The sequence below is a fragment of the Microbacterium alcoholitolerans genome (assembly GCF_050408615.1).
Classification (GTDB): Bacteria; Actinomycetota; Actinomycetes; order Actinomycetales; family Microbacteriaceae; genus Microbacterium.
The window spans coordinates 1,725,163-1,745,132 of the sequence record NZ_JBNTKD010000001.1; the positions used below are offsets into that span (position 1 = coordinate 1,725,163).

18 protein-coding genes are annotated in these 19,970 nt (G+C 66.0%); 3 read left to right on the forward strand and 15 right to left on the reverse strand.

Features of this window, described 5'->3' with window-relative positions; genetic code table 11:
• Window positions 1-23: 23 nt before the first annotated feature.
• Window positions 24-1,094, reverse strand: a complete 1,071-nt coding sequence (locus tag ACQUSX_RS08240) for an iron-siderophore ABC transporter substrate-binding protein (protein ID WP_428906459.1) — start codon at window positions 1,092-1,094, stop codon at window positions 24-26.
• A gap of 313 nt (window positions 1,095-1,407) precedes the next feature.
• Between ACQUSX_RS08240 and ACQUSX_RS08245 the strand changes: the two genes are divergently transcribed.
• Entirely contained in the window at window positions 1,408-2,451 is a 1,044-nt protein-coding gene (locus tag ACQUSX_RS08245) for an FUSC family protein (RefSeq protein ID WP_428906460.1), read from the forward strand.
• A 31-nt stretch (window positions 2,452-2,482) separates the two neighbouring features.
• The gene (locus tag ACQUSX_RS08250; RefSeq protein WP_428906461.1) at window positions 2,483-4,978 is read left to right on the forward strand and encodes a DEAD/DEAH box helicase; all 2,496 of its coding nucleotides are present in this window, start codon (window positions 2,483-2,485) and stop codon (window positions 4,976-4,978) included.
• A gap of 14 nt (window positions 4,979-4,992) precedes the next feature.
• Here ACQUSX_RS08250 and ACQUSX_RS08255 read toward each other — a convergent pair whose 3' ends face one another.
• From ACQUSX_RS08255 to ACQUSX_RS08295, 9 genes are all read right to left on the reverse strand, one after another.
• Complete coding sequence (locus tag ACQUSX_RS08255) at window positions 4,993-5,691, reverse strand: N-acetylmannosamine-6-phosphate 2-epimerase (RefSeq protein ID WP_428906462.1); 699 nt, start codon at window positions 5,689-5,691, stop codon at window positions 4,993-4,995.
• Between the two features lie 107 nt (window positions 5,692-5,798).
• On the reverse strand, window positions 5,799-6,518 hold the full coding sequence (locus tag ACQUSX_RS08260) for a FadR/GntR family transcriptional regulator (protein WP_428906463.1): 720 nt from the start codon (window positions 6,516-6,518) through the stop codon (window positions 5,799-5,801).
• The gene (locus ACQUSX_RS08265; RefSeq protein ID WP_428906464.1) at window positions 6,515-7,504 is read right to left on the reverse strand and encodes a DUF4862 family protein; all 990 of its coding nucleotides are present in this window, start codon (window positions 7,502-7,504) and stop codon (window positions 6,515-6,517) included. Before ACQUSX_RS08265 ends, ACQUSX_RS08260 begins: the two co-directional genes overlap by 4 nt.
• Window positions 7,505-7,526: 22 nt before the next feature.
• On the reverse strand, window positions 7,527-8,459 hold the full coding sequence (locus ACQUSX_RS08270) for a dihydrodipicolinate synthase family protein (RefSeq protein WP_428906465.1): 933 nt from the start codon (window positions 8,457-8,459) through the stop codon (window positions 7,527-7,529).
• 2 nt (window positions 8,460-8,461) lie between these two features.
• Complete coding sequence (locus ACQUSX_RS08275) at window positions 8,462-9,616, reverse strand: Gfo/Idh/MocA family protein (protein WP_428906466.1); 1,155 nt, start codon at window positions 9,614-9,616, stop codon at window positions 8,462-8,464.
• The gene (locus ACQUSX_RS08280) at window positions 9,613-10,449 is read right to left on the reverse strand and encodes a carbohydrate ABC transporter permease (protein ID WP_428906467.1); all 837 of its coding nucleotides are present in this window, start codon (window positions 10,447-10,449) and stop codon (window positions 9,613-9,615) included. The genes ACQUSX_RS08275 and ACQUSX_RS08280 overlap by 4 nt, the downstream gene beginning before the upstream one ends.
• The gene (locus ACQUSX_RS08285; protein WP_428906468.1) at window positions 10,449-11,399 is read right to left on the reverse strand and encodes a carbohydrate ABC transporter permease; all 951 of its coding nucleotides are present in this window, start codon (window positions 11,397-11,399) and stop codon (window positions 10,449-10,451) included. The genes ACQUSX_RS08280 and ACQUSX_RS08285 overlap by 1 nt, the downstream gene beginning before the upstream one ends.
• A gap of 51 nt (window positions 11,400-11,450) precedes the next feature.
• The gene (locus ACQUSX_RS08290; RefSeq protein WP_428906469.1) at window positions 11,451-12,824 is read right to left on the reverse strand and encodes an ABC transporter substrate-binding protein; all 1,374 of its coding nucleotides are present in this window, start codon (window positions 12,822-12,824) and stop codon (window positions 11,451-11,453) included.
• A gap of 136 nt (window positions 12,825-12,960) precedes the next feature.
• On the reverse strand, window positions 12,961-13,083 hold the full coding sequence (locus tag ACQUSX_RS08295; protein WP_428906470.1) for a hypothetical protein: 123 nt from the start codon (window positions 13,081-13,083) through the stop codon (window positions 12,961-12,963).
• On the opposite strand from ACQUSX_RS08295, the gene ACQUSX_RS08300 reads away from it, so the two are divergent.
• Entirely contained in the window at window positions 13,073-13,240 is a 168-nt protein-coding gene (locus tag ACQUSX_RS08300; RefSeq protein ID WP_428906471.1) for a hypothetical protein, read from the forward strand. The genes ACQUSX_RS08295 and ACQUSX_RS08300 overlap by 11 nt on opposite strands.
• 76 nt (window positions 13,241-13,316) lie before the next feature.
• On the opposite strand, the gene ACQUSX_RS08305 is transcribed toward ACQUSX_RS08300, so the two are convergent.
• The 5 genes from ACQUSX_RS08305 to ACQUSX_RS08325 are packed head-to-tail and all read right to left on the reverse strand — an operon-like array spanning window position 13,317 to window position 19,964.
• Window positions 13,317-15,476, reverse strand: coding sequence for a sulfatase family protein (locus ACQUSX_RS08305; RefSeq protein ID WP_428906472.1), 2,160 nt, complete (start codon window positions 15,474-15,476; stop codon window positions 13,317-13,319).
• Window positions 15,466-16,845, reverse strand: coding sequence for an FAD-dependent oxidoreductase (locus tag ACQUSX_RS08310; protein ID WP_428906473.1), 1,380 nt, complete (start codon window positions 16,843-16,845; stop codon window positions 15,466-15,468). Before ACQUSX_RS08310 ends, ACQUSX_RS08305 begins: the two co-directional genes overlap by 11 nt.
• Window positions 16,846-16,849: 4 nt before the next feature.
• Window positions 16,850-17,731, reverse strand: a complete 882-nt coding sequence (locus tag ACQUSX_RS08315) for a carbohydrate ABC transporter permease (RefSeq protein ID WP_428906474.1) — start codon at window positions 17,729-17,731, stop codon at window positions 16,850-16,852.
• Window positions 17,728-18,690: a carbohydrate ABC transporter permease gene (locus ACQUSX_RS08320; RefSeq protein ID WP_428906475.1), complete on the reverse strand. Its 963-nt coding sequence runs from the start codon at window positions 18,688-18,690 to the stop codon at window positions 17,728-17,730. Before ACQUSX_RS08320 ends, ACQUSX_RS08315 begins: the two co-directional genes overlap by 4 nt.
• Window positions 18,687-19,964: an ABC transporter substrate-binding protein gene (locus tag ACQUSX_RS08325; RefSeq protein WP_428906476.1), complete on the reverse strand. Its 1,278-nt coding sequence runs from the start codon at window positions 19,962-19,964 to the stop codon at window positions 18,687-18,689. The genes ACQUSX_RS08320 and ACQUSX_RS08325 overlap by 4 nt, the downstream gene beginning before the upstream one ends.
• Window positions 19,965-19,970: the final 6 nt, after the last annotated feature.

Genomic DNA, 19,970 nt, shown 5'->3' on the forward strand with positions numbered 1-19,970 from the left:
ATGCTTCCGGGTCGGTGCGGCGATCACTCGCCGTCGAGGGCTCCTGCGAGCGCAGCGAAGTACTCGTCGATGCCCCAGCCGATCGACAGCGGTGACGGGTTGGCCGAGGCGGCCAGCGGTGTGTCGTTCTGCAGGATCGCGACCTGCCCGGCCGCGATGGCGGGGATCTTCGACAGCAGCGGGTCGGCCTGCAGCGCGGCGATGGTCGAGTCGTCGCCGTAGCTGACGAACACGTCGACGTCCTCGAACTTCTCGGCCTGCTCGGAACTGATGTTCACGAAGAACTCCTCGGTGCCCTCGGTCGCTTCGGCGACGACCGCGGGCGCGGGAAGGCCGATGCTCTCGAGGAAGCCGGGGCGGGTGTCGTGGCTGGTGTACACGCCGATCTGGCTGAGGTCGGTCATATCGAGGTAGCTGAACAGCACGCGGGCATCCTTCAGCGCGCTGTTGTCTTCGAGCGCGGCGTCGATCTGCGCGTGCAGGTCGTCGATCAGCGCATCGCCCTCGCTCTCGAGGCCGAGAGCCTCGGAGTTCATCTCGATCATGTCCTCGAGCGAGGTCGCCCACGGGACCTCGGGGTACGCGACGACCGGGGCAATCTTGGAGAGCGTGTCGTACTCCTCCTGCGACAGGCCGGAGTACGCGGCGAGGATCACATCGGGTGCGGTGTCTGCGACGGCCTCGAAGTCGATTCCGTCGGTCTCATCGAACAGCACCGGAACCTCGCCCGCCTTCTCTGCGTCCGCATCGCCTATCAGAGAAGTGTCGACGCCGAGCTCGGTGAGCTGATCTTCGACCCAGGGCAGCACGCCGTTGTCGTCGTCATCGCCCCAGGTCGCCTTGCTCATGCCGACCGGGACGATGCCCAGCGCGAGCGGGACCTCGTGGTTGGCCCAGGCGACGGCGGCGACGCGCTCGGGCTTCTCGGTGATGGTGGTCTCGCCGTAGACGTGCTCGATCGTGACGGGGAAGGCGTCGGATGCTGCGCCGCCGGCATCGCCATCGGGAGAGGTTGCCGCGGGAGACGAGCAGGCGACGAGACCGGCAGCAAGAACGGCTGCGGTGCCGATGCCCAGAAGACGGGAGATGCGCACAGGCGTCCCTTTCGGGTCGGTTTCAGGGGGAGGCTCCGAAGCACGATCGCTTTGGTAAGCCTCGCCTAACCTAACACGATGACGGGTCTCGCGAAAGTTCGAATCACGTGACGCCGCATGCCGAGAACGCCGCTCAGTCGCGCCGCGCGCGCAGCGGCGAACGCTGCATCGAGGACCACCTCCCCCCTCTCTCCCTCTTCCCACCGCCGACACCCCCAGTTCTCGTCCACACCCCTGGGTGCAGGCGTCCATACGAGGGGGTGTCGACGGCAGGCGGGGGTCTCGGGGACCGCGCGCGACTACCGTGGTGATCATGCGACTCCCGTCCGCTATCCGGGCCGCGCAGCGGGCACCGCTGCTGCAGGTGCTGAAGTCCGCTGTGGCGACGATCGCGGCCTGGCTGATCGCCGGGTGGATCATCCCCGGCCCTTTGCCGGTGTTCGCCGCCATCGCCGCTCTGCTGGTGGTGCAGCCGAGCATCAACCAGTCGCTGTCGAAGGCGATCGAGCGGAGCGTCGGAGTGATCGTCGGCGTCGTGATCGCCGTGCTGCTGACCCTGCTGCTCGGGTCGCACGGATGGGTGGTGCTCGCCGCCGTGGTCGTCGCGATGCTGGTCGCGTGGGCGCTGCGCGCGTCGACGGGGACCGCGAACCAGGTGGCGATCTCGGCGCTGCTCGTGCTCGCACTCGGCGCCTCGAACCCCGCCTACGCCGCGGAGCGCATCATCGAGACGCTGATCGGCGCGGTGATCGGCTTCATCGTCAACCTCGCGATCGTGCCGCCCGTGCTGTCCGGTCCCGCTCGGCGTGATGTCACGATGCTGGGCCGCGAGGTGGCGGCGTCGCTCGACCGGCTCGCCGATGCGCTGCCATCCGTCCGCACCGCGGCGCAGCTGCACGAGCTGATGCTGAACGCGCGGCTGCTGCGTCCGATGAAGGATGCCGCCGATGCGTCGCTCAAGGCAGCAGAGGAGTCGCTGTCGCTGAACCCGAGGCGCTCGCGCCACAGCGACGATCTCACCGGCATCCGAGAGCTGCACAACCGGCTCTCGCCGGTCGTGACGCAGGTGATCGGCATGACCCGCGCCTATTTCGATCACTACGAGGACTCCCTCGCCGACGACCCGACCGTGCGGGCGATCGCGGAGCAGCTGCATCGTGCGGGGCACGATGTGCGGCTCGCCGTGCAGACGGCGGATGAGGGCGGGGGTGCGGAGCCGGATGCCATGACCTCGGCGATCCCGGCGCTCACCGCTCCCCTGGTGGTGCGGCCACCGGCATCCGATCACTGGATCCTGGTCGGCTCGCTCATGGAGGACCTGCGGCGCATCCACGGCGAACTGCGCGACGACGACTGATCCCGGCAAGAGGTGAAAGGATCAAGGCACCATGCTTCTCGACCCCCTTCCCCTCCGCGACGCCGATGCGGATGCCGTCTACCTGGCCTTCGTGGGGTGGGTCGAATCCACCGGCATCAGCCTGTACCCCGCGCAAGACGAGGCCGTCATCGAGATCTTCTCGGGGCAGAACCTGATCCTCTCCACCCCCACCGGCACGGGCAAGTCGCTGGTCGCCGTCGGCGCGCATTTCGCTGCGCTCGCCGACGGCCGCCGCACGTACTACACCGCGCCGATCAAGGCGCTCGTCAGCGAGAAGTTCTTCAGCCTGGTCGACGTGTTCGGCGCCGAGAACGTCGGGATGGTCACCGGCGACTCGGCGGTGAACGCCGATGCCCCGATCATCTGCTGCACCGCCGAGATCCTCGCGAACCTCGCGCTGCGCGAGGGGTCGGATGCCGACGTCGGCCAGGTCGTGATGGACGAGTTCCACTTCTACGGCGACCCCGACCGCGGGTGGGCGTGGCAGGTGCCGCTGCTCGAGCTGCCGCAGGCACAGTTCGTGCTCATGTCGGCGACGCTCGGGGACGTCACGGAACTGGCATCCGACCTCACCCGCCGCACCGGACGCGAGACGGCTGTGGTCACCGGCGTCGAGCGGCCCGTGCCGCTGCACTTCTACTACGAGACGACGTCGATCCACGAGACGATCGACGATCTGCTGGGCACCGGACAGGCCCCGGTGTACGTCGTGCATTTCTCGCAGGCCGCGGCGATGGAGCGCGCACAGGCACTCGCGAGCGCGAAGGTCGCCACCCGCGAGCAGCGGGATGCCATCGCCGAGCTGATCGGCGGATTCCGCTTCACCACCGCGTTCGGCAAGACACTGTCTCGCCTGCTGCGGATGGGCATCGGAGTGCATCACGCCGGGATGCTGCCGAAGTACCGTCGCCTGGTCGAGCAGCTCGCCCAGCGCGGGATGCTGCGGGTGATCTGCGGTACCGACACCCTCGGGGTCGGGATCAACGTGCCGATCCGCACCGTGCTGCTCACGGCGCTGACGAAGTTCGACGGCAGTCGGATGCGGCAGCTGAACGCCCGTGAGTTCCATCAGATCGCGGGCCGGGCCGGCCGCGCCGGCTACGACACCGCCGGCACCGTGGTCGCCCAGGCTCCGGAGCACGAGTCCGAGAACCTTACAGCTCTGAAGAAGGCCGGCGACGACCCGAAGAAGAAGCGCAAGATCATCCGGAAGAAGGCGCCGGACGGCTTCGTGTCGTGGGGTGAGCCGTCGTTTCAGAAGCTCGTCGGCTCGGAACCCGAGACGTTGACTTCGCACATGCAGATCACCAGCGCCATGATGCTGAACGTCATCGGCCGCGGCGGCGACGTGTTCGGAAATATGCGCTCGCTGATATATGATAATCACGAGCCTCGGCCGAAGCAGCGACTGCTGGCGCTTCGCGCGATCGGCATCTTCCGGACGCTGCTGCAGTCCGGTGTCGTCGAGCGCGCCGGTGGTGGGGTGCGGCTCACGGTCGATCTGCAGCCGAACTTCGCATTGAACCAGCCGCTTTCTCCTTTCGCCCTCGCGGCCTTCGAACTGCTCTCGCCTGAAGATGCGACCTTCCCGCTCGACATGATCTCGATCGTCGAGGCGACGCTGGATGATCCGCGCGCGATCCTCAGCCAGCAGGAGTTCCTAGCCCGCGGCGAGGCGGTCGCCGCGATGAAGGCGGAGGGCATCGAGTACGACGAGCGGATGGAGCTGCTCGAACAGATCACCTATCCGAAGCCGCTCGACGAGCTGCTGAGCGCCGCGTTCGAGACATTCAGCTCATCCCAGCCGTGGATCCGCGACTTCGAGCTGCGGCCGAAGTCGGTGGTCCGCGACATGTACGAGCGCGCCATGTCGTTCGGGGAATATGTCGCCTACTACAAGGTCGCGCGCTCCGAGGGCGTCGTGCTCCGCTACCTGTCGGATGCTTACCGCGCGGCGTCGCAGACGATCCCGGAGCATCTGAAGACCGATGAGCTGCGCGACCTGATCGAGTGGCTGGGCGAGCTCGTCCGCCAAGTCGACTCAAGCTTGCTCGACGAGTGGGAAGAGCTCGTCGCAGGCGTCGACAACGGCGTCTACGACAGACGGGATGCTGAGCCTGTGGTCCCGCCCGCGCCCAAGCGCCTCTCGGCCAACACCCGGGCGTTTCGCGTGCTGGTGCGAAACGAGATGTTCCGCCGCGTGCTGCTCGCCGCTCGCGAAGATGTCGAGACACTGGCATCCCTCGACGCCGACTTCGGCGCTGACGGCTGGGACGCCGCCCTGGACGCCTACTTCGCCGAGCACGACGAGATCCTCACCGATGCGGATGCCCGCAGCCCGCAGCTGCTGCTCATCGACCAGGGCGCCGGGTCGTGGAAGGTCCGGCAGATCCTGCACGACCCCGCGGGCGACCACGACTGGGGCATCGCGGCGACCGTCGACCTCGCGGCATCAGACGAAGCCGGCGAGGCCGTCGTCACCGTGACCGGCGTCGACCGGCTCTGAGCCGGCCCACGACGCTACTTCGCCGCCGTTGACTCCGCCAGCGCTCCGACGAACCACGACGTGATGGTCGACGGGTGCGTGATCGCGGTGCCGACACACACCGCGAAAGCGCCGGCCTCCCGCGCGGCGGCGGCCTGCGCAGGGGTGTGGATGCGTCCTTCGGCGACGACGGGCTTCGCACATGCCTCGGCGACGAGCGCGATCAGCTCGAGGTCTGGTCCGTCGGTGCTCATCCGCTCCCCCGTGTAGCCCGAAAGAGTCGTGCCGATGATGTCGGCACCGGCAGCCTCAGCGGCGATGGCATCTTCCAGCGAGCCGCAGTCGGCCATGATCAGTGCGTCGCAGTGCGCGCGCAGTCCTGCGATGGTCTCGGCGAGGGTGAGTCCGTCCGGACGCATGCGTCGGGTTCCGTCGATCGCGACGATGTCGGCGCCGGCGTCGGCGACGGCAGTCGCGTGCTGCAGGGTCGGAGTGATGAAGACGTCGGAGTCGCCGTCCTTCCAGAGGCCGACGATCGGCACGGGCAGGTCGGACACGGCGCGGATGTCGCCGATCCCCTGCACTCGGATGCCCGCGGCGCCGCCCACCAGGGCCGCTCGCGCGACCTGCGCCATGGTGTTCGGATCGCGCATCGCCTCACCGGGGTAGGCCTGGCATGACACGATGAGCCCCCCTGCCAGACGCGCAGCGATGCTCTGCGTCGAGTTTTTCATCAGTCTCCGTCGATCATGATCCGCGCACCAGCGCGATGTCGGCTCGTCGTCGCTCGTCCAGACGCGGCTTGAGCAGAGTTGCCGTCTCGGCTGTGACCTCGGCTCGCTCACACATCGGGGGCGAGCAGTTCCTGCAGCGGAGTGTAATGGTCGATGATGGCGGCCTTCAGTCTCGCCGTGTCACCTGCCTCGGCGGCCCGAAGGATCGCGCGGTGCGCGCGCACTGTGTCTTCGATACGTCGGGCGGTCGGCAGACCGAGTCGGGGGGCGACGGCTGCATGCACCTCCCAGAACGCCACGACAAGCTGCGAGAACAGCTGATTGCCGATCTTCGACGCGAGAATCGCGTGGAACTCACGATCCTCCTCGAGGAAGGGCTCGCCGCGCGCGCTGCGCTCTTCCATGGCCTCAACCAGGCGGTCAAGGTCAGGGTGTTCCTCTCCGCGCATCGCCTCAACGAGCGCATCCGCCAACGCAAGATCCAGGGATTCGCGGACCTCCACGACCTCGCGCAGCGCGGCCAGCTCGTCACCCGGGCTGAGCACACCACGGAAGACCAGCCCCTCGACGAGCGGCGCAAGACTCAGGTTGCCGACGAAGGTGCCATAACCGTGGCGCACCTCGACGATGTCGAGCGTCGCCAGACGCTTGATCGCCTCACGCACGCTCGAACGCGAGACGCTGAGCGTCGTGCACAGCACGCTCTCGGTGGGCAGCACATCGCCCGGCTGCAGGCGGTTGCTGAGGATGTAGTTCTTGATGCGCTGCGCCGTCGTGTCGGCACGCGGAACCGGCGGGATGTCAAAAGCTGCGACGACGTCGGTCATGATGTCGCCACGCTAGCAGGTGTGGCATCAGCTGTATCGTGCTCCGCGATCGCGTCAAGCGCCTGCCCGATCATGCGGACGCGATCGCTCACGGAACCTCCGGCTCCCGTCCATCCGACCTTCGCTCCCAGCCACACTCCGGTGCCGGCCGCCTCGATGGCGGCACCTGCCTTCTCATCCGTCAGCAGCGAGGCGGGATCACCGAACGGATGGCGCTCGCTTCGCCGGAAGGGATGGTGCGCATCGAGCCAGGCGCGTCCGAGTACGCCGGCACGATCGGATGCTCCGGAGAGCATCAACCCACGCAGCAGGCCTGATCCGGCGGCGTCGGCCACTTGATCTGCGACGCCGTCGGCAGAGCGCAACTCGATCGCGGAACGCCCCCAGTTGATGCTCACCCCGATTCCGGCGTCGGCGGTGCGGATCGCCCGGATCTCCTCATCCAACTCCAGAAAGCCCTTCTCGGGATCCTGGCCGTCGATCTGGGCGTCGCAGTGCTCGATGAGGAGCTGTGCACCCTGCCAATCCCAGGAGGCGATTTCTGCGAGAGAAGCCGCGAGCGCGTCCGTCGAACCGTGCTCGCGCCTCGGAGCTGAATGAAGCTCCACCGCCCGAACCACTCGACGGCCCTTGCGGTCGTTGAAGCGGGCAGCGTCGTCACGCACACGCGCGACAGCCGCCAGCGCCGCTCGTCGTCCGGCGTCGTCGCGCGACGCCAGCCCGAAGTTCTTGTTCCCGGCAAGTCGCTGCATGACGAACGGGATGTCCGTGATGATCGCGTCGATCGGCTCGGGCAGACCGGCGAGCAGCCATTCATCGTCGTGCGGATGAAGCGACCCCAGCCACGGCAGCTCGAAGGCTGCAACCGAGCGCAGTTCAGACAATCCCCGGAAGTAGAGTTCCTCCTCCTCCGGGTTCCAGTTCTGGTGGGCGGGCGACGCTCCGTATGCGCCGACGACGTATCGCCGTGCTGCGTTCTCGGTCACTGCTCTTTCCGTTCTCTCTCTTTCAGATCATGCTGCGCGCTGGCAGGAACTCGTCGGTGATCGCCGCGATCTCTGCCACGACAGCGGCCGACAGCGGCTTCACCGGCGCAGCCATCAGACCGGTAGAGAACTCGCCGAGGTAATGCAGCGCCGCCTTGAAGGCGCCGACGCCCGCGGCATCCGGAGACCAGTCCGCACCGCAGAAGACGATCTCGAACAGTCCGGCCAGACGCTCCTGTTCCTCGAGCACCGCACTCCAGTCTCCGGCCTGCGCCGCGTTCCACAGTCGCACGTACCCGTCGGGATCGACGTTGCCCAGTCCGGGCACGACACCGTCCGCACCCATCAGCAGCATGCCGTCGACGACGACCTCATGGCCTGTCATCACTGACATCGGTGAGCCGGCCGCGCGGTTGCCTCGCACCAGCCGTCGGAACCCTACGTCGTCGCCGGACGAGTCCTTGACGCCGGCGATCACGCCTTCCGTCCCGAGACGCAGCAGCATCGCGCCGTCGAGCTTGCTCTTCACGCGCACCGGGATGTCGTACGCCCACACGTCGAGGGGCGTGTCGGCGGCGATAGCACGGAAGTGCGCCTCGACCTCAGCGGCGTCGTTCAGCGCATAGATGGGCGCAGTGACGACGACCGCGTCGACGCCGGCCCGCTCTGCCATGCGCAGGTGCTCGCGCACCCGCGAGAAGGTGGTGTCGATCGCGCCGGCCAGCACCGGCACGCGGCCGGCGACGATCCGCACGACGGTATCGAGCACCGTGCGTCGCTGCTCTGCGTCCAAGTAGGCGACCTCGCCGCTGGAGCCGAGAGCGAACACGCCATGGCACCCTGCGTCGACCAAGCGCGCGGTCAACTGTTCCAGGCGTGAGACGTCGATCTCACCGTTCGCAGTGAACGGAGTCAGGATTGGCGGGACGATGCCCTTGAGTGCGCGTGTGGACATAGTCAGTTCCCCGTGATCTCAGAGACGCGGACCTTGCGGTCCTGGGCGAGCGAAAGGGTGAGCGCGTCGGCCGTCGCGATCGATCGACGAGCGGCGCTGCCATCCGTCAGGGCGGCGAATTCAGGGTCAGGCTCCGCACCGGTGAGCAGTCCATGGAAGTATGCGGTCTCTTCTTCAGCGACGCCCTGCAACCACAGTGGCGGGGTCGCCGAAGGCGTGCCGTACTGGATTCCGCCGTCCATCTCGCTGGACGCGTAGAACGCGGTGCGTCCCGCATCCTCCTCCTCGTTGCGGTGCAGGAGGTACTTGTCCTCGCCGCCCTGATGGCGCACGGTGACGCCGGTGTTGGTCAGATCGATCATCGCGGCACCGAGCGAGCCCTGCACCAAGACGTGGTGCTCTGGCCAGCGGAACGCCGAACCGTACTCGAGAGTGGCGAAGGATCCGTTGCCGAATTCCAGTGTCGCAAGCAGCATGTCGTCCTCATCGCCGAACTCCTCACCCTGATGCGCGACATTGCCACCCACCATCGTGACGGTCTCAGGGGCGCCCATGATGAACTGCACTACGTCGAGCTCGTGGATGTGGTGGTAGAGGTGGCCGCCCGAGAGGTCACGACGTTTCTTCCACGAGATGGACGGCTGCGGCTCCTCCCAGCCGTTGCGCACGGCCCGGATGTAGAGCACCTTGCCCAGCGTGCCGTCGGCGATGAGCTGCTTGACCTGACGCACTCCGTTCATGAAGTTCATGACGTGACCGCTCATCAGCAGCACACCGGCATCCTGCGCAGCATCGACCATCTCCGAGCAGTCCGCGTAGGACAGCGCCATCGGTTTCTCGCAAAAGATGGGCTTGCCCGCCTTCGCCGCGGCGACGACTGCCTCGCGGTGCGCCCAGTTCGGGGACGCCACGATGACCGCGTCGACATCGTCGCTGTTGCACAGCTCTTCGAGCGATGCGCTGGCGACGGCACCGAACTCCGACACGGCGGATTCTGCGAACTCCGGGTCGTACACCCGGGTGATCGTCGCTCCCGGCCGGAGCAGGAAGCCCCGGCCGAGGGTCAGACCGAAGTACCCCGATCCCACGAGACCGTAGCGGACTTCCGCTGTGGACGACTCGCTGTGCTGTGTGCTTGTGCGTGTTGGCGTGTTCATTTGACAGACCCCTCCGAAAGGCCGGCTGCGATGTGCTTCTGAATGAAAAGGAAGAAGATGACGGACGGGACGACCACGACGACGGATGCTGCGAGCATCGCGCCCCAGTCAAGGACCTCGGAACCGCTGAGTGAGTAAAGCGCCACCGTCACCGGCATCCGGTCGCTGGAGTTGATGAACAGCAGGGCGAACAGGAACTCGTTGAACGAGTTGATGAAGGTGTAGATCGCGGTCGCGACGATACCTGGGGCGATGACCGGCGATGCGATCAGGGCGAAGGTCCGGAACCGACCGGCTCCGTCGACCTGTGCGGCCTCTTCGATCTCGAGCGGCACAGTCTGATAGAACGCGGTCAGCATCCAGACGGCATACGGAATCGAGAAAGACAAGTAGGCGAGCACCAGCGCCGCGTATGTATTGATCAGCCCCAGCGAGATCATGATGAGCGTGTACGGCACTGCCAGCAGAATCGGCGGAAACATGTACGTGCTGATCAGGATCTGCGTGAGGCGCTGCCCCACTCGGGGGAAGAACCGCACGATGCCGTAGGCTCCGGTCGCACTGATCGCGATGGTCACGACCGTGGTGGAGACTGCGATGAACAGGCTGTTGCCCAGGTTGTTGAGAATGCCCAGCTCGAACAGCACGTGCGCATAGTGATCGAGCGTGAAATCGGCCGGCCACATCCCGATCGGGTCGCCCGCGAGTTCTGAGGAGCTCTTGAAGCTGGACAGGATGATCCAAAGCAGCGGAAAGACCGCCACGATCGCGAGGAGTGTGAGGAAGGCGTAGGCCGGGGCTGAGGAGAGCCGGCGGAGCAGTCGGCGGTTCATCAGGCGTCCTTTCGGTCCCAGCGGCTGAGCAGGCGGAAGGCGAGAGTGCCCAGCGCCAGCAGGAAGATCAGCAGCAGAACAGTGATGGTCGAAGCGGCGCCCAGCTGCTGGAGTCCCCAGCCTGTTCGGTAGGCGAAGATCGGGAGCGTCTCGGTGAGGCCCGCAGGACCACCACCGGTGAGCAGGAACAGCAGCTCGAAGTTGTTGAACACCCAGATCGTGCGGAGAATCACGAGCAGCCCGATCACGCGCTTCACGTGCGGCATGGTGATGAACGCGAAGCGCTGGAACGAGTTCGCGCCATCGACGGTCGCCGCTTCGAACTGCTCGCGCGGCACCGTCTTGAGTGCTGCGAGCACGTTGACCATGAACAGTGGCGCACCGAACCAGATGTTCACAGCCAACGCGGTGAGGAACACCGCTGACGGGTCTGACAAGAAGCTCACGTTCGAGTCGGTCAAGCCGAGCGTGGTCAGCAGGTTCGGAAGGAAGCCGTAGACGTCGTTGAGGATCCAACGCCAGCCGAACCCGATGACGATGGTCGGGAACGCCCACGGGACGATCAGCAGCGTGCGGTACAGACCGGTCAGGTGGCGGATGCGGTTCAGCGCGAGCGCCGCGAGGAACCCGATGACCAGTTGTCCGAGGATCGACAGGATGGTCCAGCGGATCGAGATCGCGAACGCCTCCCAGAACTGCGGGTTCTGCAAGACGGCGACGAAGTTGTCGATCCCGATGAAGGTGAAGTCCTTCCGTAGAAGGTGCTTGTTCGTGAAGCTGAAGAAGACGCTCGAGATCACCGGATAGAACAGCAGGCCGACGACGACGAGCATCGAAGGTGCGACGAACAGCAGACCGGTGATGTTGACGATGCGCGGTCGTTTCCGCACCTGCGGCTGCGCCTGCGGCCGCACTCCTGCGCGGGTCGATGTGCGCGTATCTGTGCGCATTTCTCTCCTCGGGATGGGCGGGGTGCTGCCTGCGGCAGCACCCCGGGGCGGTCAGAACGTGACGCCTGCGGTGGTGAACAGCTGATCCAGCTGCTTCTCCGCGGGCTCGGCGGCCTGCTTCACGTCGGTGCCGTTGAGGACGATGTCCTGGAACATCTTTTCGATGACGCCCTGGCTCGTGAGGATCCCGGACTGCACGAGGGGGCCGGCCTCCATGCCGATCGCCGTACCCAGCGGAATCGCGTCGGCGATCACCTGAACGGTTTCGGCGTGCTTCTGAAGAGTCTCGTCGTCCTGGTAGGCGGGCTCATCGACGATGCCCGAGAGCGAGGGCAGCATGCCACCCGGCACAGCGTGCAGGAACTCGATGTAGTCCTCGTCTTCGAACAGCGTGGCGAGGAATGCCTTCGCCGCAGGCTTGTTCTCACCTTGATCCCAGACGACGGTGGCGATGTTGGCGGTCTCGCCGCCGTAGATGTCGTCGCTGGCCGTCAGCCTCGGCAGGGGAGCTGCGGCGATGTGGTCCCCGAGCTGCGGAGAGGCGGCGAGCACGCCGCTGATCTGGAAGCCCGAGTTGAAGTCGAAGGCCGTCTTTCCCTGGTAGTAGAGCGTCGCCTGATCGAGCACGTTGTAGTTGACACTGCCCGCAGGTGAGGTCTTGTGGTACATGTCGACCCAGTAGTTGATGCCGTCAATCGCCGCGTCTGAGGTGAGGTTGGCGTGGCCGTCCTTCGTCAGGAGGGACTCGCCGGCCGACTGCAGATAGAGGTTGAGGAATCGAGTCGCGATGAAGTCGTTGGTGCCCATCGGCACGGACAGTCCGAACTGGTCACCACCGGTCAGTGCGACGGCAGCTTCCTTGAGCTCGTCCCACGTCTCAGGGACTTCGAGCCCCGCTGCCTCGAGCAGGTCCTTGCGGTACCACATGACCTGCGCGTGGGAGTAGAGCGGGATCGAATACGACACTCCGTCTTTCGTGCCTTCTCCGAGCGCGGCTTCCGCGAAGCGGTCCCGACCGATCTCATCGATGACGTCGTCAAGGGGAGCGAGCGCATCGACGTTGATCATCTCGACGACCTGGTTCGGCAGCGCGGACGACAGGTCCGGCACCTGACCGGCGGCCAGCCCCGTCGTCCACTTCGTCTGGAATTCGTCCCAGCTGAACGCCTCGATCGTGATGTCCACGTCGGGATGCTCCGCTTCGAACTCCTCGGCCTTGCGCTGCATGTACTCGGCGCGCGGGCCTTGCGTGAAACTGTGCCAGAACACGACGTCGCCCGACAGCGCGGCGTCGTCAGCCGGAAGGGCGTCTTCTGTATTGCTACCGGCACAAGATGCCAGCACGAAAGCGGTGATGGCAACCGTTGAGACGGCGACTGCACGGCGCAGAACGGCAGCGCGTGGTCGTGCGGTGAATCGGGCCATGGGTGTGTCTCCTTTGTCACAAAGCGTGGGCTGAAGCGTTCTGTGTATGACGTTAGACATCAGATGTCCTCTGTGTCAAGTGTCTCCCGTCAGCGGTGCGCTCCCGCTCGCTGCTGAGGCGGACTCGCGCGCCGCCTCACCAGGGATTGGGCTTGTAGTCCTTGAGAAACACGCCGTACAGGTTGACGCCCGCCTCGCCCTGCACGACCCGGGCTGAGGACGGCGCCGAGTATGCACTGATCGCCGAGATGGTTGACAAGACCCGACTGGTCGCCCAGCCGGCCGACATCCACCACACCGCGAAGGCGCATCGCGACATGCTCAAGGCCGCCCGCAGTGGCGACGTGCACGCCTACCGCAAGGCCGTCATTGAGCACTACGATCCACTGCAGCGGGTTCTCGCCAACGCCGAGTGAGCGTGCTGGGGCCCGGTTTTGAGAGTTGACACGCCAGCGAAAGCTCGCGCGGCGACTCGTCAGGGGGTTCACGGGTTCATTCGTCCATCAGCCCATGAAGCATCGCTTCGCTGCGCTCTGCGCTCCGTATTCGCGGGTGGATCTCAACGGTCGCTCTCAGAATGCTTCCGCTATAGGGGAACGGTCCCGCATACGCGGGCACGACGGAGTCCCCCTGATCCCGACCGCACTGCGCGGTTCCCATGAAGAACCGCAATCGGGGAACCCACGAAACTCTGGTCGTCGCGGGCGCGTCCGCCAGGTCACTCGCGAGAGTGATCGTCGCTGAGTCGTCGTCCGATAGCGTCACCATCGCCCGAACATGCCGCGCGCCGAGGTGCGCGCCGTCCGGCAGGGACACCGAGGTGACGGCTTCCAGCGCACTGAGCGCGAACGTCAGGCGACCGTCCCGCACGTACAGACTCACTCCCCCGAAGCCGTCGCCCATCGCCATGAACACGCCCTGGTGTGGACGCTCGACGGGCGAGAGATCGACGTCGATCGAGAAATCATGCCCCGAGATCTCGGGAGCTGCAGCCTGCGGCACCGGGGTCATGCCTGGGACGAAGGTCCACCGCGTCCGCGCCGGGCGGTCGGTGAACAGCTGCGATTTTCCGCGGCTGGCGAGCGGAAACACCAGGTTCGCGTCCGCATGTTCATTCCACAGCTGGATGAGCGTGTCGAGCTTCTCCGGATGCTGCGCGCTCAGATCCGTCGTCTCGGCGGGATCCTCGTCGAGGTTGTAGAGCTCCCAGCGGTCGAGTTCGAAGTCTTCGCCTGGCTTGTGGAAGGTGACAGCCTTCCAGCCGTCGGCGAGCATCGCTCGATGTCCGGCGACTTCGAAGTACTGCGGCGGTCGGTCCCCCAGCGGCTCGCCATCCGCAAAGGTGGCTGCGAACGAGCGTCCGTGCAGCGGCATCTGATCGACCCCGCGCACCGTGACCGGAGCCTCGATGCCGGCGAGCTCGAGTATGGTCGGGGCGATGTCGGTCACGAATGAGCGCGTGTGATCGATTGCGCCGTGCCTGGCCACGGGAGCGCCCGCGACGATGAGGGGCGACCGCGTGCCGCCGACGTGCACCGTGTGCTTGTACCGCCGGAACGGAGTGTTCGATGCCTGGCCCCAGCCCGCCGGGTACTGGTTGTAGTAGCGGCCGGTGCCGATCGAGTCAGGATCGACCTGCACAGTACCCTCAGGGGCATCGTTGAGCACGGCCTCCTCGCTCAACGTCCCCAGGGACCCGCCGGCATTGGTTGCCCCGTTGTCGGACATGATCACGACGAGTGTCTCGCGGTCAGAGCCTCGAGCCTCGATCGCATCCAGCAGCCGCCCCAGTTCGGCGTCCGCGTGCTCGAGGTGAGCCGCATAGGCCTCCATGAGACGCTCCGCCACCTCGCGCTCGTCATCGGCGAGGGATTCCCAAGCGGGGATGCTCGGGTCGGATTCCGGAAGCGCCGTGTCCACTGGAATGACGCCCATCTCGCGCTGCCGCTCGAATCGGCGGCCGCGCTCCTCATCCCAGCCGTGCTGGAACGCACCCCGATACCTCTTGAGATAGTCGTCCGGCGCCTGGTGTGGCGAATGCACGGCGCCGAACGAGATCATCGCGAAGTAGGGGTCGTCAGGGCGCGCATATCTGTGATCCGCGATCCACCTCGCCGCTTCGTCCACGATGAGCTCGGAGACGTGGCGCCCTCCGTACGCAGCGACGTCGACGAACGCGTTGTCCTGCACGAGCTCCGGGCGGAACTGATGCACACGCCCGGCGAGGAAGCCGAAGAAGCGATCGAACCCGCGCGCCAACGGCCACTCATCGTAGGGGCCTCCGGGGCCGGACGCAGCGTTGGGGCTGAGGTGCCACTTGCCGAAAAGCCCCGACGCGTAGCCCGCGTCCTTGAGCATCAGAGGCAGCATCGCCGCTGTCGCGGGAACGGAGCCGGTGTACCCGGGGTCTCCTGAAGCGAACTGCACGATCGTTCCCATGCCGACCGCGTGCGGGTTGCGTCCGGTCAGGAGGGCGGCGCGAGTCGGCGAGCAGAGCGGCGTGACATCGAAGCGGGAATATCGCAGACCCTCCGCTGCCAACCGGTCGATCGTCGGGGTGCGAATCGTCGATCCGTAGCATCCGAGATCCGAGTAGCCCATGTCGTCGAACAGCACGACGACGACGTCCGGGCGGCGCGGATCATTCGACATCGTCGACGTCCACGATCGCCCCCTGCGCGCGCAATGCCGTCTGAACCCGGCCGATGTCGACGGCTCGGGGCTGCACGCCGGAAGCGACGGCGATCGCGGCGGCAACGCCAGCGCCATGACCGATCGCCGCACATGTGGCGCCCACCCTCATCGACCCGAGCGCATCGCGATCGACCGAGACGCAGCGGCCGGCGGCGAGCAGTCCGTCGATCTCCTGCGGAACCATCACGCGATACGAGATGTCGAAGGGCTCGGGGACGAACATCGAGTGCGTGCCGACCTGCTTCTCGGTCGGATGCACGTCGATGGGCCAGCATCCGACCGCGATGCTGTCGTCGAAGCGACGCGCCTCGCGCACATCGTCGCCGGTCATCACGACCTCGCCGATGAGACGGCGCGTCTCACGGACGCCGATCTGAGTGCTCGTCTGGATGAGCTTCGAGTCCTTGAACGCCGGCACCGACGACGTGAAGTAGTCGACGATGCGACGTGTGTCCTGACGTCCTTCGATCTCGGCACGACTGAGCTCGGACGCTACCGAGGCATCGCCCACGATGCGAGTGGAGTTCACCCACACGATGTCGCGATCGAGACCACCGAACCAGGGCCCGCCGTAGCGCGGCAGCTCTCCGCGCTCAGCAGCCTGGGCCATGGCAGCGCTGTCGAGCGGGATGTCCCTGCGAGAACTGGAGTACTCGGTGAGGATCGGGTCGCGCAGCACGCCCGGCTCCGGTCCGATCGGCAGCAGCGTCGGCACGTCGTGACGCACGTCCGGGTCGGGGTCGGCACCGGAGACGCGGAACGACATCGTCATCGGCTGCAGGCTGTCGGACTTGGTCCACTCCGCGCCGCTGCGCTCGATGAAGTCACCGTCACCCGTGCAGTCGATCGTCACACCGGCCAGGATCGCTCCGCGGCCATCCTTGTTCTCGATGAAGGCACCGGCGACCCGGGTGCCCTCCATGATCGGCGTCGCACCCCAGGTGTGAAAAAGCGTCTCGACCCCGGCATCCGCCAGGAGTTCGTCGGCGACGCGCTTCATCACCTCCGGCTCGGTGTTGATGACGAAACCGTTGTCGAAGCGCGCACCGCCCTGCTCTTCGGCGCGCTCCACCCATTCACCGCCGATGCCAGCCACGCAGCGCGTGTACGGGCGCAGCCAGGAGTTGAAGCCGGCGAGAGTGAGCACCATCCCCGCCGTCCACATCCCGCCGAGGAATCCGTGTCGCTCCAGCACGAGCGTGCGAGCCCCTGCACGGGCCGCGCCCGCGGCGGCGGCGACACCCGCCGGCCCGCCTCCGATGACGAGGACGTCGACTTCGGCGATGACGGGGATCTCGCGTGCGGCTTCTGCGATTTTTTCGGGCATGTCACTAACCTTTCGATGCGCCGGCCGTCATCCCGCTGACGAGATACGGCTGGAGGAACCAATAGACGACCATGACGGGAACGATCGAGATGAGGCCTGACGCCATCAGCTCGCTCCAGTTGATCTCGACGTCTCCGATCATCGAAGCGATGCCCTGAGGGATCGTCCAGTTGTCGCGCGAGAGGAGCAGCGTGCGTGCGAACAGCAGATCCGTCCAGGCCGATGTAGCCGCCAGACCGAAGCATGCGGCCAGGCCGGGCACAGACACCGGAAGGATCATTCGCCACAGGATGCCCCATCGCGTGCATCCGTCGACCATCGCCGCCTCGTCGATGTCGCGGGGGATGCCGTCGAAATAGCCCTTGAGCGTGAGCGCGGTCAAAGGAGTGATCGCTGCCGTGTTCGTGAGGATGACGGCGATCGAAGTGTCGAGCATCCCGAAGGTCTGGAACAGCACGAAGAACGGCAGCGCCAGCAGGGTCCCCGGGAGCACGCGCCCCATCAGAAGCGAATATGCGACGAACTTCTGGCCGGGCACTACGAACCGCGACATGGCGTATGCCGCCGTGACCGAGATCAGCGTGCTGAGCAGAGCGGCACCGATCGTGATGATCCCCGACTGCATGAGCCATTTCAGGATGGCCGATTCAGTGAACAGGTGGACGAACGCGTCGAAGGTGAACGGCTTGCCGATGGGGATGAGTGCGGGGTTGCGGGAGAGCACCTCGGAGGTCGGCAGGATCGCCGTCACGAACATCCAGTAGATCGGGAAGAACATGAAGACGATGAGCACGATCATCGCGATGAACGGCCAGTTCACGCGGGATTTGCGGCGACGGCCGACGGGGCGTCCGATCACCGTCGTATCGAGGTTGGTGGTGGTCACAGGAATCCCTCCAGAGCGCCCTTGCTGCTGCGCTTGAGCAGCATCGCGACGAGAATCCCGACGAGGACGAAGGTGACCACACCGAGGGTGGCGGCGTTGCCCATGTCGAACTCCTCGAAGGCAAGGTTGAACACGCGCACGGCGACCGTCTCGGTGGCGCCGTCGGGGCCTCCCTGCGTGGAGCCGTAGATGAAGTCGAAGTCGCGGAACGAGTGCATCGCGCTGAAGATCGTCGCCACGAGGATGAACGGCGCGAGACCGGGCAGCGTGACCCAGCGCAGCCGCGCCCACCAGCCGGCGCCATCCACCTGCGCGGCCTCGTACTGTTCGCGGGGTATGGCCTGAAGCCCGGCCAGCAGCATCAGCGTGAAGTACGGGATCGCCTTCCAGCTGGTAGGCAGGATCACCGCGATCAGGGCGAGAGCAGGGTCTCCGAACCAGTTCACGTCGGTGTCGATGAGTCCGAGCGTGCGGAGCATGTAGTTGAACACGCCATAAGTGGGCTGCATCATCCAGACGAACGCGATCGTCGCCGTGATACCCGGCACCGCCCATGGGACCAGCGCGAGCGTGCGCATCACGCGCTGACCCGGCATCCGCTGGTTGAGCAGCAGGGCCGTGAAGAGACCGGCGATGAACGGCAGCAGAGTCGAGCCGATGACGTACACGATCGCGACACCGAAGCTGCGCCAGGTCTCGGGGTCGCTGAGGACCTCGCCATAGTTGGCGAGGCTCAGCGGCGCCTCGAAAATCGCGTTGAGCCTTCCGAGCTTGATGTCGCGCAGGCTGATTCCGCCGAGCAGCAGCAGGGCGAAGACGAGCGATCCGACGACGGCGATGAGGCTCGGAGCAAGGTAGCCGAGCACGACCACCTTGCGTCCGAGCTCACGGCCGCGCCGGGCCGCCCGAGAGGGCGACCCGACGCGAGCTGCGCGCTCGAGAGAACGAGGTGAAGTCACGGCGTGATTCCTGCGTCCGTCAGCTTCTTGTCGAGATCCTTGAGCACGTCGTTCGTGGGGGCATCGCCCTGCAGCAGCACGTGCAGCTGGGCGCCGACGATGTCGGCGAACTTCGCGTAGTCCGCGCGCATACCCTGAGCGCCCGTGTCGACGATCGGCGTGCTGTTCTCCCAAGCCTCGACGATCGGGGCGGTCAGCGGATCCTCCAGCAGAGCGTCTGCGGTGCCAGGGCGAGCCGTCGGGCTGGAGACGATAGTCGCGTACTGCTCGAGCGACTCCTGCGAGATGACGAACTCGAGGAACTTCTCTGCGGCTGCCTTGGTGTTGTCGTCGAGGTCGGCAGCCATCGAGAATCCATGGCTGATGTCGCCCGGGTTCTTCTCGAACGGTGCCTTGGCGATCTTGAGCGACTCGACGAGCCCGGGGTCGGCCGTCGCGGTGACGGTCGAGTAGTAGAACGGGCCCTCGATCATCATGGCGCTGTTGCCGTTGAGGAAGGCCTCGCGCTTGGCAGCGAAGTTCGTGCCGATCGGGCTGTACTCGGTGCCGAGCTCACGCCAGACCTCGAGGGCGTCGACGACGTCGTCGGAGGCGAAGTTCCACTTGCCATCATCGATCCAGTCCGCGTCCATGCCCGCAGTGAACACGAGGGCGTCTCGGACGAAGTTGGCAGTGTTGTCATCGGTAATGGCATATCCGAAGACGTCGCCTGGGAGGTCGGACACCGCCTTGGCCGCAGCCACCAGCTCCTCAGCGGTGGTGGGCACCTCGACGCCGGCTTCGGCGAGCAGCGCCTCATTGTAGAAGAGCGTGTAGCCGTAGTCGACAGTCAGCACCCCATATGTGGTGTCATTCCATTCCATGGCGCCCTGCGACTCGGGCCACTCCTCGGGGACGTCCGTCTCGGCGACGAAGTCGTCGAGCGGTTCGAGGAATCCTGCTTCCGCCCACGCGGGCAGGCTGCTGATCGGCGTGGGCACGTGGATGATGTCCGGCCCCGCGCCGGCGACCGACTGGGTCGTGATCGTAGAGATGTAGTCGGCGAAGGCGATCTGCTGAATGTCGATGGTGATGCCGGGGTTCGCTTTCTCGAACTCCGGGATGATCGTGTCGAACCAGACGCCGGTCTGCTCGGTGTGCGCCCAGGTGCTCAGAGTCAGAGTGACGTCGTCGATGGCGGCATCGGACTCGGAGTCAGCGGGTGCAGAGCATGCGACCAGGCTGACCGCCAAGACGGAGGTCGCGGCGAGGGCAAGGATACGTCGTCGTTCCATGGAAAT

Excerpts from the sequence above, each read along its gene's own strand:
- ACQUSX_RS08245 (WP_428906460.1), top strand. The coding sequence starts at position 1,408 with ATGCGACTCCCGTCCGCTATCCGGGCCGCGCAGCGGGCACCGCTGCTG.
- ACQUSX_RS08250 (WP_428906461.1), top strand. The coding sequence starts at position 2,483 with ATGCTTCTCGACCCCCTTCCCCTCCGCGACGCCGATGCGGATGCCGTC.
- ACQUSX_RS08255 (WP_428906462.1), bottom strand. The coding sequence starts at position 5,691 with ATGAAAAACTCGACGCAGAGCATCGCTGCGCGTCTGGCAGGGGGGCTC.
- ACQUSX_RS08260 (WP_428906463.1), bottom strand. The coding sequence starts at position 6,518 with ATGACCGACGTCGTCGCAGCTTTTGACATCCCGCCGGTTCCGCGTGCC.
- ACQUSX_RS08270 (WP_428906465.1), bottom strand. The coding sequence starts at position 8,459 with ATGTCCACACGCGCACTCAAGGGCATCGTCCCGCCAATCCTGACTCCG.
- ACQUSX_RS08275 (WP_428906466.1), bottom strand. The coding sequence starts at position 9,616 with ATGAACACGCCAACACGCACAAGCACACAGCACAGCGAGTCGTCCACA.
- ACQUSX_RS08280 (WP_428906467.1), bottom strand. The coding sequence starts at position 10,449 with ATGAACCGCCGACTGCTCCGCCGGCTCTCCTCAGCCCCGGCCTACGCC.
- ACQUSX_RS08285 (WP_428906468.1), bottom strand. The coding sequence starts at position 11,399 with ATGCGCACAGATACGCGCACATCGACCCGCGCAGGAGTGCGGCCGCAG.
- ACQUSX_RS08290 (WP_428906469.1), bottom strand. The coding sequence starts at position 12,824 with ATGGCCCGATTCACCGCACGACCACGCGCTGCCGTTCTGCGCCGTGCA.
- ACQUSX_RS08300 (WP_428906471.1), top strand. The coding sequence starts at position 13,073 with ATGGTTGACAAGACCCGACTGGTCGCCCAGCCGGCCGACATCCACCAC.
- ACQUSX_RS08305 (WP_428906472.1), bottom strand. The coding sequence starts at position 15,476 with ATGTCGAATGATCCGCGCCGCCCGGACGTCGTCGTCGTGCTGTTCGAC.
- ACQUSX_RS08310 (WP_428906473.1), bottom strand. The coding sequence starts at position 16,845 with ATGCCCGAAAAAATCGCAGAAGCCGCACGCGAGATCCCCGTCATCGCC.
- ACQUSX_RS08325 (WP_428906476.1), bottom strand. The coding sequence starts at position 19,964 with ATGGAACGACGACGTATCCTTGCCCTCGCCGCGACCTCCGTCTTGGCG.